Annotated in this window: 1 protein-coding gene; it reads right to left on the bottom strand. The window is 74.4% G+C overall.

The genetic code is table 11. The annotated features are described in order from the left end of the window. Window positions 1-25 precede the first annotated feature (25 nt). Window positions 26-14,671, bottom strand: coding sequence for a type I polyketide synthase (locus ACZ6AA_RS08420; protein WP_471456951.1), 14,646 nt, complete (start codon window positions 14,669-14,671; stop codon window positions 26-28). Between the last annotated feature and the right edge of the window lie 38 nt (window positions 14,672-14,709).

Genomic DNA, 14,709 nt, shown 5'->3' on the forward strand with positions numbered 1-14,709 from the left:
TTTGGTAAAAGTCCGGACCTGCGGATCAGGACTCAAGTTCCTCGTCGATGATGTTGAACACGTCGTCGAGCGTCGCCGCGTCGAGGTCGCCCGTCGTCGCCTCGGGTTCCTTGTCGTCCCATGTGGACAGGAGCGAGCGGAGCCGCAGCCGGATGTCTCCGACCAGCGCGTCGTCCGGGTCGAGCTTGGAGATGCTGACGGTCAGCTTGTTGAGTTCGCCGAGCACCTCGGCGGCGGGCGTGTGGTCGTCCGCGAGCACCGTCGCCCGCAGATGGGCCGCGAGTGCCGCCGGTGTCGGGTGGTCGAACACGAGGGTGGCGGGCAGTCGCGAGCCGACCTCGGCGTCGAGCCTGTTGCGCAGCTCCACGCCGGTCAGCGAGTCGAACCCGAGTTCCTTGAAGGCCCGTTCCGCCTCGACGGCCTCCGGTCCCGTGAAGCCGAGCACGGCCGCCGTGTGGGTGCGGACGAGCTGCACGAGGGTGCGGTCCCGCTCCGCCTCGGTGAGGCCCGCGAGGCGCTGGGCGAGCGAGACCGTGCCGGAGCCGTCGCCGGACCTGGCGGCCCTGCGGGCGGGCGTGGGCACCAGGCCGCGCAGCAGCGGCCGGACGTGCTCCGGGTGGGCCCGCAGCGCCGCCAGGTCGATCGCGGCGGGCACGGCCGTAGCGGCGCCGGTCGCGCGCGCCACGTCGAACAGCGCCATGCCGTCGGCGGAGGCCAGGGGGGCCATGCCGCCGCGTGCCATCCGCTGTACGTCGGCGTCGTCGAGGTGCCCGGTGATGCCGCTCGCCTCGGCCCACAGGCCCCAGGCCAGTGAGGTCGCAGGCAGTCCGGCGGCCCTGCGGTGCTGGGCGAGCGCGTCGAGGAACGTGTTGGCGGCCGCGTAGTTGCCCTGTCCGGGGCTGCCGAGCACTCCGGCGATGGCGGAGAACAGGACGAACGCCGACAGGTCCAGGTCGCGGGTCAGTTCGTGCAGGTGCAGCGCGGCGTCGGCCTTGGGGCGGAACACCGCGTCGACCTGCTCGGGGGTCAGGGACTCGATCACGCTGTCGTCCAGGACACCGGCGGTGTGCACGACAGCGGTCACGGGGTGTGCGGCGAGGAGCGCGGCGACCTCGTCGCGGTCGCTCACGTCGCACGCGACGATCGTGACGCGTGCGCCCAGTTCCTCCAGTTCCCCGCGCAGGTCGTCCGCGCCCGGCGAGGCGGGTCCTCGGCGCCCTGTCAGGACCAGCTCGCCGACTCCGTGGCGGGTGACGAGGTGGCGTGCGGTCAGGCCGCCGAGCATGCCGAGTCCGCCGGTGATCAGCACCGTGCTGTCGGCGGTGAACGCCAACGGCTCTGCGGGTGCCACGAGTTCGGCATCGGAGCTCTCGCCCGGGGCTGCGGGCTGCGCGTCGGCGGCCCGCGCCCCGGCACCCTCACCCGGCGTCCCGACCGGCGCCTCGGCCGGAGCCGTCAGCCGTGCCAGCCTCGCCACCGAGGCCGTCCCGTTCCTGATCGCGAGCTGCGGCTCCCCCGTGGCCACCGCGGCGGGCAGCCCGCGCAGCGACTTCTCGTGCTCGTCGACGTCGACGAGCACGAACCGCTCGGGGTGTTCCGACTGCGCCGTCCGCACCAGGCCCCAGACGGGTGCGCGGACCAGGTCCGGCACGTCCTCGTCCGGGCCCGCCGCCATCGCGCCGCTCGTCAGGAGCACGAGCCGGTTGTCGGCGAACCTGTCGTCCGCGAGCCAGGTCTGGAGCAGGTCGAGGGTGTGGCGCGTCGCCTCGCGCGGCGTCGTCGCGCTCTCCCCGGGCGTCACCGCCACCCACCGGGGCGCGGGCGCGCCCCCGTCGACGGCGGCGACGAGCGCGGCCAGGTCGTCGTGCGTGTCGACCGGCTCGCCCGCCGCGGTCAGGGCGTGGGCGAGGCGGGCGGTGTCGCCGCCGATGACCGCCCAGGTGCCGGTGTCGGGAGCCGCGTCGCGTACCGGGACCCACGTCACCTCGAACAGCGAGTCGCGGTGGGCGGACCGGGCGAGGTCGAGCTGGTCGGCCGAGACCGGCCGCAGGCTCAACTGGTCGACGGCGGCTACCGGTTGGCCGGAGCCGTCGGCGACGAGGACCGCCACGGCGTCCACGCCGACCGGCGTGAGGCGGACCCGCAGCACGGTCGCGCCGGTCGCGAGGAGCCGCACCCCGGCCCACGAGAACGGCAGCCCGTCCGAGCTGACGCCGAGCCCGGCCGTGTGCAGCGCGGCGTCCAGGAGAGCCGGGTGCAGGCCGAAGCCGTCCTCGGTGAGGCCGTCGGGCAGCTCGACCTCGGCGAACACCTCGTCGCCCTTGCGCCAGGCGGCGCGCAGGCCCTGGAAGGCGGGGCCGTGGTCGAGGCCGGAGGCGGCGACGGTGGCGTAGTGGTCGTCGATCTCGACCGGTTCGGCCTCGGTGGGCGGCCAGGCGGCGAGGTCGTCGGCGACGGGTGCGGCGTCGGCCGCCAGGGTGCCGGTGGCGTGGCGGGTCCAGGCGCCGCCGCCGTCGCCCCGTGAGTCCACGGTGAACGCCCGTCGGCCCGAGGCGTCGGGCCCGTCGAGGCCGAGCCGCACCTGGACGCCGTCCCGCTCGGGCAGCACCAGGGGCGCCTCCAGGACGAGGTCGTCCAGGGACGCGCAGCCGACGTGGTCTCCGGCGCGCAGCGCGAGGTCCACGTAGGCCGCGCCGGGGAGCACCGCCGTGCCGAGGACGCGGTAGTCGGCGAGCCACGGATGGGTGCGCAGGGACAGCCTGCCGCTGAACACGAGGCCTTCGGAGTCGGCGAGTTCGGTGACGGCGGCGAGGACGGCGTGGTCGACGCGGCCGAGGCCGGCCGAGGTCACGTCGCCGGACGCGGTGTGCGCCGCCGTGGGCCAGAAGCGCTCGTGCTGGAACGGGTACGTCGGCAGGTCCACCCGCCGTGCCGCGGGGAGCTGCCACGCGACGCGGCCGCCGCGTGCGAACAGCGCGGCCGCCGAGGCCATGAGCCGTCCCTCGCTGCCGTCGCCGCGCCGCAGCGAGCCGACGACCACGCCGTCGGCGCCGACGAGTTCACCGAGCCCGGCCACGAGGACCGGGTGCGGGCTGACCTCGACGAAGGTGCTGAAGCCCGCCGCCACGAGGGCGGAGACGGAGTCCGCGAACTCCACGGTCTGCCGCAGGCTGCGGTACCAGTACGCGGCGTCGAGGTCGCGGGTGTCCAGCCAGCCGCCGGTGAGCGGCGAGAAGTACGGTACGTCGCCGGAGCGCGGCGACACGTCCGCGAGACCCGCGACGAGGTCCGCCTCGATCCGCTCGACGTGGTGGGAGTGCGGGGCGTAGTCCGCCTGGACCCGCCGTGTCCACACGCCCTTCTCGGCGCAGACCTCCATGAGTTCGTCGAGGGCGGCCGTGTCCCCGGACACGACGACCGAGGCGGGGCCGTTCACCACGCCGACGTCGAGCTGGCCGTCCCACGGCGTGAGGAGTTCCCGTACGGCGTCCACGCCGAGCGCGACGGACACCATGCCGCCCTGTCCGGCGAGCGCGGTCAGTGCCTTGCTGCGCAGGACGACGAGCCGTGCCGCGTCCTTCAGGGGCAGGGCGCCCGCGACGCAGGCGGCCGCGATCTCGCCCTGGGAGTGCCCGAGGACGGCGCTCGGTTCGACGCCCCAGGACCGCCAGGTGGCGGCGAGCGACACCATGACGGCGAACAGGGCGGGCTGGACGACGTCGAGGCGTTCCATCAGGCCGGGGTCCTGGATCGCGTCGAGGAGCGACCAGTCGACGTGCTCGGCGAGGGCCTCGGCGCACTCCTCCATCCGCGCGCGGAACACGGGCGAGGACTCCAGGAGTTCGTGGGCCATGCCGACCCACTGGGTGCCGTGGCCGGGGAACACGAACACCGGGCCGGTGCCGCGGTCGTCCGCCACGCCGGTGACGACGTTCGGTGCCTCCCGGCCGTCGGCGAGGGCGGTCAGGCCGCTGCGGAACTCCTCGCGGTCCACGCCCACGACCACGGCGCGGTGGTCGAACGCCGACCGGGACCGCAGCGAGTGGGCGACGTCGGCGACCGGCACGTCGACCTGGCGGTCGAGGTCGTCGCGGAGTCGCGCCGCCTGTTGCCGCAGCGCCGCGCCGGTGCGGGCCGAGAGGACCCACGGCACGACGCCCGGCTCCGACGGCCCGGTCTCCTCGGCGGGTGTCGCCTCGGGGGCCTGCTCGATGATGGCGTGCGCGTTGGTGCCGCTGAACCCGAAGGACGACACACCGGCACGCCACGGCCGGTCCACGGCGGGCCACGTACGCGAGTCCGTGAGCAGTTCCACCGCGCCCGCCGACCAGTCGACGTGCGGCGACGGCTCGTCCACGTGCAGGGTCTTGGGCAGCACGCCGTGGCGCATCGCCATGACCATCTTGATGACTCCGGCGACACCGGCGGCGGCCTGCGTGTGCCCGATGTTGGACTTCACGGAGCCGAGGAGCAGCGGCCGGTCGGCGGGGCGGTCCTGCCCGTAGGTGGCGAGGAGCGCCTGGGCCTCGATGGGGTCGCCCAGCTTCGTGCCGGTGCCGTGCGCCTCGACGGCGTCCACGTCGGCCGCGGTCAGGCCCGCGCCGGCCAGGGCCTGGCGGATGACGCGCTGTTGCGAGGGACCGTTGGGTGCGGTGAGGCCGTTGGACGCGCCGTCCTGGTTCACCGCGGAGCCGCGGATCACCGCGAGGACGGGGTGCCCGTTGCGCTGGGCGTCCGACAGGCGCTCCACGAAGAGCATGCCCACGCCCTCGCCCCAGCTGGTGCCGTCGGCGGCGGCCGCGAAGGCCTTGCAGCGGCCGTCGAGGGACAGGCCGCGCTGGCGGCTGAACTCGATGAACGCGCCGGGCGTGGACATCACCGTCACGCCGCCCGCGAGCGCCAGTTCGCACTCGCCCGTCCGCAGCGCCTGCACCGCCAGGTGCAGCGCGACCAGCGACGAGGAGCACGCCGTGTCGACGGTGACGGCGGGGCCTTCGAAGCCGAACGTGTAGGACAGGCGGCCGGACGAGACGCTGGCCGCGTTGCCGGTCGCCATGTAGCCGCCGGTGTCCTCGGCGGCCTCGCCGAGCACGAGGCCGTAGTCCTGCGCGTTCGAGCCCACGAACACGCCGACGCTCCCACCGCGCAGCGACGCCGGGTCGACCCCGGCCTGCTCGAGAAGTTCCCAGGAGGTCTCCAGGAGGAGTCGCTGCTGCGGGTCCATGGCGAGGGCCTCGCGCGGGGAGATCCCGAAGAAGCCCGCGTCGAAGCCGCTCACGTCCGACAGGAACGCGCCCGAGCGGAGATACGTGGTGCCGACCGCGTCCGGGTCGGGGTCGTAGAGCGCCTCCACGTCCCAGCCGCGGTCGGCCGGGAACTCCGTCACCGCGTCGCCGCCGGACAGGAGGACGTTCCACAGGTCCTCCGGGCTGGACACGCCTCCGGGGTACCGGCACGACATCGACACGATCGCGATCGGTTCGTCGCTCACACCGGGGACCGCGACCGGAGCCTGGGCGGTGGGTGCCGCGCTCGCGCCGCACAGTTCGGTACGCAGGTACGCGGCCAGGACGGCGGCCGTCGGGTAGTCGAAGACCAGGGTCGCGGGCAGGGCGAGACCGGTGGCGTCGCTGAGGCGGGCGCGCAGCTCGACGGCCGTCAGCGAGTCGAAGCCGAGGTCGCGGAAGGCGCGGGTCGCGGAGAACGCGTCCCCGGAGACGTGGCCCAGGACAGCGGCCGCCTCGTACCGGACAAGCTCGGTGAGCTGCCGCTCCTGCTCCGCCTCGTCGAGACCGGCCAGGCGCTGCGCGAGCGCCGACGTGCCGTGGTCCGTCGAAGAGGAGCCGAACGCGGCCTGGACCTCGGGGAGTTCACCGAGGAGGGGGCTGGGGCGCTGCGCCATGAAGGTGCCCGCGAACCGGGACCAGTCGACATCGGCGACGACGACATTCCCGTCACCGCGCTCCAAGGCCGTGGCCAGACCGGCGATCGCCACCGCCGGAACCAGCGTGGACAGGCCCCAACGTTGCAGCAGCGCGGTCTGCTCGGCGGTGGCGACCATGCCGCCGCCGCCCCACGGCCCCCAGGCGACCGCCGTCGCGGGCAGCCCCGCGGCCCTGCGGTGCTCGGCCAGGGAATCCAGGTAGGTATTGGCGGCCGCGTACGCGCCCTGCCCGCTGCTGCCCCAGACTCCGGCGATGGACGAGAACAGCACAAAGGCGTCCAGCGGCGTGTCGCCCAGGAGTTCGTGCAGGTTCCGGGCGCCGTCGACCTTCGCCGCCAGGACGTCGGCCAGGTCGTCACGGTCCAGCTCGGCGAGGGTTGCCGAGCGCTCGATGCCCGCGGTGTGGACGACGGCGGTGAGCGCCGGGACGCTCTCCAGGAGCGCACGGACCGCGTCCTTGTCCGTCACGTCGCAGGCGGCGATGGTGACGCGCGCGCCCAACTCGACGAGCTCCGCCCGCAGTTCCTCGGCGCCCTCGGCGGTCGGGCCGCGACGCCCCGCCAGGACGACGTGCTCGGCGCCGCTCGCCGCAAGCCAGCGCGCCACGTGGCCGCCCAGGGCGCCGGTGCCGCCGGTCACCAGGACCGTGCCGCGCGGCGTCCAACCGGAGCCGGAGCCGACCGCGCTGAGCGGCGCGGGCGCCAGCCTGCGGCCGAGGATCCCGTCGCCGCGCAGCGCGACCTGGTCCTCGCCGCCCGTCCCGGCGAGGACGGAGGCCAGCAGATCGCCGGTCGCCTCGTCCGGCACCGCCGGTACGTCGACCAGACCGCCCCAGCGACCGGCCTGCTCCAGGGCGGCCACCCTGCCAAGACCCCACAGCATCGACTGCTCGAACCCGGTGACGGCGTCGCCCTCGACCGCCGCCACCGCACCGGACGTCAGGCACCACAACGGCGCCTCCACACCCGCGTCACCGAGCGCCCGCAGCAGGTCGACCGTGGCCGCGACGCCCGTGGGCACAGCCGACTCGCCCACGTCGGCGAGCCCCAGCAGCGAGACGACGCCGTCGAGGGCGGGCAGGTCGCTCAACTCCTCCGCCCAGCCGACCGCCTCAGGCTCTACGTCCAGGCGGCGGACGTCAGCTCCATTGCGGGCCAGCGCCGCACACACCCACTCGGCGCGGTCCTCGCCCGCCGGAGCGACGACCAGCCAGACACCGTCCACCTGCCGCGTCCCGGCGGACACCGACCGCCACTCGACCCCGTACCGCCAGGCATCGGCGACAGACCGGTCCCGCTGCTTCCTGCGCCACGCGGACAGCCGGGGCAGCACCGCACTCAGCGGATCGTCCGACGACACCTCAAGGGTGCGGGCGAGATCGGCGATGTCGCCTTCCTCTACGACCTCCCAGAACCGCGCCTCGACCGGCGACATCCGCTCGACGCCGTCATCGACGGAGGTGGCGTCCAGCCAGTAGCGCTCGCGCTGGAACGCGTACGTCGGCAGGTCGACGGGGTGGGCGCCGCCGCCCGCGAAGTACGCGGACCAGTCGACCTGCACGCCCTGCGTGTGCAGCGCGGCGACCGTGCCGACGAGCGCGTTCTCCTCGGGCCGGTCGGCGCGCAGCGCGGGCAGGAACACCGCGTCGGGCGCACTGCCCAGGCCGAGTGCGGACAGCGTTCCGCCCGGGCCGACCTCCACGAACACGTCGGCGCCCTGCTCGCGCAGCGCCACGACGGCGTCATGGAAGCGCACGGACTCGCGCACGTGCCGCACCCAGTAGTCAGGGGAGGCCAGCTCCTCGGCCGTGGCGAGCCGTCCGGTCAGCGTCGACACGATCGGGATCTCGGGTGCGCCGCACTCGATTCCCTCGACCACCGCCCGGAACTCGTCGAGCATCGGGTCCATCAGCGGCGAGTGGAACGCGTGGCTGACCTTGAGGCGGGACACCTTCCGGCCCGCCGCACGCCAGCGCCCGGCGACCGCCTCGACATCGGCGGCGACACCCGAAATGACAACGGACGAGGGCCCGTTGACGGCAGCGACGCCCACGGTCTCCGGCAGGTCGTCGGACGTGACCTCGGCCTCCGTGGCCTGGATCGCGACCATCGCGCCACCCGACGGCAGCGCCTGCATGAGCGCACCGCGCGCGGCCACGACCTTGGCGGCGTCCGCCAGCGACCACACCCCGGCCACATGCGCCGCGGCCAGCTCGCCGATCGAGTGCCCGGCGAGCACGTCGGCCCGGACGCCCAAGGACTCAAGGAGGCGGAACAGCGCGACCTCGACCGCGAACAGCGCGGGCTGCGTCACCCCGGTCTCGTTCAGCGCATCGGCGTCCGCGCCGAACAGGACGGCACGCACCGACGGGTCGAACTCCGCGAGCACCTCGTGCAGCGCCTCGGCGAACACCGGGAAGCGGGCCTCCAGTTCACGGCCCATCCCCAGGCGCTGCGACCCCTGACCCGAGAACAGGAAGCCCAGCCGGTGCGGCGCCGCCTCACCCACCGCGACACCCGAACCGGCACGCCCCTCGGCGAGCGCGGCCAGGCCAGACCGGAAGTCTGCGGCGTCAGCGGCGACGACCACGGCCCGGTGCTCGAGCACCGCCCGCGAGGACACCAGCGCACGGCCCACGTCCGGCACGGACAGCTCAGGAGCCGCGTCCACGTAGGACTTGAGCCGCCCGGCCTGCTCCCGCAGCGCCTCGGGGGTCTTGGCCGACAGGAGCCACGGGACGACCGCGCCGACCGGCAGCGGCTCCGGGACGTCCTCCCGTACAACCACGGGGGCCTGCTCGATGATGGCGTGCGCGTTGGTGCCGCTGAACCCGAAGGACGACACACCGGCACGCCACGGCCGGTCCGCGGCAGGCCACGGCCGGGCCTCCGACAGCACCTCGACCGCACCGGCGGACCAGTCCACGTGCGGCGACGGCTCGTCCGCGTGCAGCGTGCGCGGCAGCACGCCGTGCCGCATCGCCATGACCATCTTGATCACACCGGCGACACCGGCGGCGGCCTGCGTGTGCCCGATGTTCGACTTGATCGAGCCGAGCCACAGCGGCTCACCGGCACGGTCCTGGCCGTAGGTGGCGAGGAGCGCCTGCGCCTCGATCGGGTCGCCCAGCTTCGTACCCGTGCCGTGTGCCTCGACCGCGTCCACATCGGACGGCGCCAGGCCCGCGGCCGCCAGCGCGGCGCGGATGACCCGCTGCTGCGAGGGGCCGTTGGGCGCGGTGAGGCCGTTGGACGCGCCGTCCTGGTTGACCGCGGAGCCGCGCACGACGGCGAGGACCTGGTGGCCGTTGCGCCGGGCGTCGGACAGGCGCTCGACGAGCAGCATGCCGACGCCCTCGCCCCAGCCGGTGCCGTCGGCGTCCGCGCCGAACGCCTTGCACCGGCCGTCCACCGAGAGCCCGCGCTGGCGGCTGAACTCCACGAACGCGGCGGGTGTCGACATCACCGTCACGCCGCCCGCGAGCGCCAGCTCGCACTCGCCCTTCTGCAGGGCCTGCACAGCCAGGTGCAGGGCGACGAGCGACGACGAGCACGCCGTGTCCACGGTCACCGCGGGGCCTTCGAGGCCGAACGTGTACGAGAGCCGGCCGGAGATGACGCTCGCCGCGCTGCCGGTGCCGAAGTAGCCGTCGACGGTGTCCTGAGCGGCCATCATCAGCCGGGTGTAGTCCTGGCCGTTGGTGCCGACGAACACGCCCGACCGGCTGCCGCGCAGCGACTGCGGGTCGATGCCCGCACGCTCGAACGCCTCCCAGGAGGTCTCCAGGAGCAGGCGCTGCTGCGGGTCCATGGCGAGGGCCTCGCGCGGGGAGATCCCGAAGAGCGCGGGGTCGAAGTCCGCCACGCGGTCGAGGAAAGCTCCCATGCGGGAGTACGACGTGCCGACGCCCGCGCCCTCCGGGTCGTACAGCGCCTCGACGTCCCAGCCGCGGTCGGTCGGGAAGTCCGTCACCGCGTCCACGCCCGACCGCAGCACCTGCCACAGGTCCTCCGGGCTGGCCACGCCGCCGGGGAACCGGCACGACATCGCCACGATCGCGATGGGCTCGTCGGTCACACCCGTCACGGCCGCACCGGCGGTGGGTGCGGCGGCGCCGGACAGTTCGGTACGCAGATAGGTGGCCAGCGCCGCGGCCGTCGGGTAGTCGAAGACCACGGCGGCGGGCAGGGCGACGCCGGTGGCGTCGCTGAGGCGGGCGCGCAGCTCGACGGCCGTCAGGGAGTCGAAGCCGAGGTCGCGGAAGGCGCGGGTGGCCGAGAAGGCGTCGCCGGACGCGTGGCCGAGCACGGCGGCCGCCTCGTACCGGACCAGGTCGGTGAGCTGCCGCTCCTGCTCGGCCTCGTCGAGCCCGGCCAGGCGCTGCGCGAGCGCCGACGTGGACTGCTCGGCCGGAGCGGCGGCGAACGCGGCCCGGACGTCGGGGAGTTCACCGAGGAGGGGGCTGGGGCGCTGCGCCATGAAGGTGCCCGCGAACCGGGACCAGTCGACGTCGGCGATGGTGATCTGTCCGTCGCCGTGGTCGATGGCCGCGCCGAGACCGGCGAGCGCCGCGTCGGGGGCCATCGTGGTCAGGCCCCTGCGGTGCAGTTGCGCGGCCACGTCCGCACCTGCGTCCGCGACCATGCCGCCGTCGGCCCATGGGCCCCAGGCGACAGCGGTGGCGGGCAGGCCCGCGGCCCTGCGGTGCTCGGCGAGGGCGTCGAGGTAGGCGTTGGCCGCGCCGTAGGCGGCCTGGCCGCCGCTGCCCCAGACTCCGGCGATGGACGAGAACAGCACGAAGGCGTCCAGCGGGGTGTCGCCCAGGAGTTCGTGCAGGTTCCGGGCGCCGTCGACCTTGGCGGCCAGTACGTCGCCGAATGCGGTGAGGTCGTCCGGGTCGAGGTCGGCGAGGGCGGCGGAGCGCTCGATGCCCGCCGTGTGGACGACGGCGGTGAGCGCCGGGAGGCTCTCCAGGAGCCCCGCGACCGCGTCCCGGTCCGCCATGTCGCAGGCGGCGAAGGTGGCCCGCGCGCCGAGCTCGTCGAGCTCGGCCTCCAGCGCGGCGGCGCCTTCGGCCGCGGCACCGCGACGGCTCACCAGGACGACGTGCTCGGCGCCGTGTGCCGCGACCCAGCGCGCCACGTGGCCGCCCAGGGCACCGGTGCCGCCGGTCACCAGGACCGTGCCGCGCGGCGTCCAGCCCTCTCCGGCGGCACCGCCCAGCGGGGCGGGCGCCAGCCTGCGGCCGAGTATCTCGGTTCCCCGCAGGGCGAGTTGGTCCTCGCCGCCCGTCCCGGCGAGGACGGAGGCCAGCAGGTCCCCGGTCGTCTCGTCCGGCGCCGCGGGTACGTCGACCAGCCCACCCCAGCGGTCGGGGTGCTCCAGGGCGGCCACGCGGCCGAGGCCCCACAGCATCGACTGCTCGATCCCGGGGACCGCGTCGCCTTCGGCCGCCGCCACCGCGCCCGACGTGAGGGACCACAACGGCGCGGACACGTCCGCGTCACCCAGGGCGCGCAACAGACCGATCGTGGCCGCGACACCCGTGGGGACGGCCGACTCGCCCGCGTCGGCGAACCCGAGCAGCGAGACGACGCCGTCGAGGGCGGGCAGGTCGCTCAACTGCTCCGCCCAGTCGACCGCCACACGCTCTACGTCCAGGGTGTGGACGTCGGCACCGCCTCGGGCCAGCGCCGCACGCACCCACTCGGTGCGGTCCTCGCCCGCCGGAGCGACGACCAGCCAGGAACCGGCGAGCTGTCGGGACACGGCGGACACGGGCCGCCACTCGACCCCGTACCGCCAGCCATCGGCGACAGACCGGTCCCGCTGCTTCCTGCGCCACGCGGACAGCCGAGGCAGCACCGCGCTCAGCGGATCGTCCGACGACACCTCAAGGGTGCGGGCGAGATCGGCGATGTCGCCTTCCTCGACGACCTCCCAGAACCGCGCCTCGACCGGCGACATCCGCTCGACGCCCGCCTCGACGGGATCGGCGTCCAGCCAGTAGCGCTCGCGCTGGAACGCGTACGTCGGCAGGTCCACGCGCCGGGCACCGCCGCCGTCGAAGCAGGCGGCCAGGTTCACCGCGACACCGCGCACGTGCAGGTGGCCGACGGCGGTGGTCAGTGCGACCAGCTCGGGGCGATCACCACGCAGGGCGGGTACGAAGACGGCCTCCGGGGCGGTGAGCTGCCCGAGACCGGACAGCACCCCGCCGGGGCCGACCTCCACGAACACGTCGGCGCCCTGCTCGCGCAGCGCCACGACGGCGTCGGCGAAGCGTACGGACTCGCGCACGTGCCGCACCCAGTAGTCCGGGGAGGCCAGCTCCTCGGCCGTGGCCCGCCTACCGGTCAGCGTCGACACAATGGGGATCTGGGGCGTCTCGTACGACACACCCTCAAGGACCCGGCGGAAGTCGTCGAGCATGGGGTCCATGAGCGGGGAGTGGAACGCGTGGCTGACCTTCAACCGGGTCGCCTTGCGGCCCGCCTCGCGCCAGCTCTCGGCGACCGCCTCGACGTCAGCGGCCACACCGGAGACAACCACCGAGTTGGGACCATTAACCGCCGCAATACCCACCGACTCCGGCAAGCCCTCGGAAGAGACCTCAGCCTCCGACGCCTGAATCGCGACCATCGCACCACCGGACGGCAGCGCCTGCATCAACGCACCCCGCGCCGACACCACCTTGACCGCATCCGACAGCGACCACACCCCGGCCACATGCGCCGCTGCCAGCTCACCGATCGAGTGCCCGGCGAGCACGTCGGGGCGCACACCCCAGGAGTCAAGGAGCCGGAACAGCGCCACCTCGACCGCGAACAGCGCGGGCTGCGTCACCCCGGTCTCATTCAGCGCGTCGGCATCCCCACCGAACAGAACGCCACGTACCGACGGATCGAACTCACCCAGGACCTCGTCCAGCGCCTCCGCGAACACCGGGAAGCGGGCCGCCAGTTCACGTCCCATGCCGAGGCGCTGGGAGCCCTGGCCCGAGAACAGGAAGCCCAGGCGGTGTGATGCGGCTTCGCCCACGACGACGCCAGGACCGCCACGGCCCTCGGCGAGGGCGGTGAGCCGGTCGAGGGTGGTGGCGCGGTCCTCGGCCACCAGCACGGCGCGGTGCTCGAACAGGGAGCGGGTCGTGGCCAGGGAGAAGCCGGTGCCCGCCGGGTCGAAGTCGGCGGCGGCCGCCACGGCGGACCGGAGCCGGTCGGCCTGGGCGCGCAGCGCGTCGGGGGTGCGGGCGGACAGCGTCCAGGGCGTGACGGGGGTGGCCGACGTGTCGGCGTCCGTCGTGGGCCGCGGGTCGGCGGCGGGCGTCTCCTCCGGGGCGGCGGGCGCCTGCTCCAGGATGACGTGGGTGTTCGTGCCGCTGACGCCGAACGAGGACACACCGGCGCGGCGCGGCTCGCCGGTCTCCGGCCACGGCTGTGCCTCGGTGAGCAGCGCCACGGTGCCGGCCGACCAGTCGACGTGGCTGCTCGGCTCGTCGACGTGCAGGGTCCTGGGCAGCGTGCCGTGCCGCATCGCCATGACCATCTTGATGATGCCGCCGACCCCGGCCGCCGCCTGGGAGTGGCCGATGTTCGACTTCAGCGAACCCAGCCACAGCGGGCGCTCCTCGGTGCGCTCGGCGCCGTAGGTCGCGATGAGGGCGTGCGCCTCGATGGGGTCGCCGAGGGTGGTGCCGGTGCCGTGCGCCTCGACGGCGTCGACCTGGGCCGGGGTGAGCCGCGCGCTCGCCAGGGCCTGGTTGATGACGGCCTGCTGGGAGGGGCCGTTGGGCGCGGTCAGGCCGTGGGACGCGCCGTCCTGGTTGACCGCGGAGCCGCGGACCACCGCGAGGATCGGGTGGCCGTTGCGGCGGGCGTCGGACAGGCGCTCCACCAGGAGCATGCCGACGCCCTCGCCCCAGCCGGTGCCGTCGGCGCTGTCGGAGAACGCCTTGCAGCGGCCGTCCACGGACAGGGCGCGCTGCCTGCTGTACTCGACGAACGTGCGCGGCGTGGCCATGAACGTGGCGCCGCCCGCCAGGGCGAGGGAGCACTCCTCACGGCGCAGCGCCACCATCGCGAGGTGCAAGGCGACCAGCGACGAGGAGCACGCCGTGTCCACCGTCACCGCGGGCCCGACGAGGCCGAGGGTGTAGGCGATGCGGCCGGACGCGATGCTGCCCGCGCTGCCGTTGGCGAGGAAGCCCTCGTACCCTTCGGGCGCCTGCGGCAGCCGCGTCGCGTAGTCGTTGTACATGACGCCCGCGAAGACGCCGGTCCTGGTCTCCTTGGCCTGCACGGGGTCGATGCCCGCGCGCTCGAAGGCCTCCCACGACGTCTCCAGGAGCAGGCGCTGCTGCGGGTCCATCGCCGCGGCCTCGCGCGGACTGACCCCGAAGAACGCCGGGTCGAAGCCCGCGGCGTCCTGAAGGAAGCCGCCGTGCCGGGTGATGGAGGTGCCCGCGTGGTCCGGATCGGGGTCGTAGAGCGCGTCGGCGTCCCAGCCGCGGTCGGCCGGGAACTCCACCACGGCGTCCCCGCCGTCGGCGACGAGCTGCCACAGGTCCTCGGGCGAGGCCACGCCGCCGGGGTAGCGGCAGCTCATCCCGATGATCGCGATGGGCTCGTGCTCCCGGTCCTCGACCTCGCGCAGGCGTCGGCGCGTGTTGCGCAGATCGGTGGTGGCCCGCTTGAGGTAATCGCGGAGCTTGTCCTCGTTCTCCATCTGGCGTGTACTCCTTACGGCGGTGCGGACGTGTTCGT

The organism is Streptomyces sp. NPDC040610 (assembly GCF_055594065.1).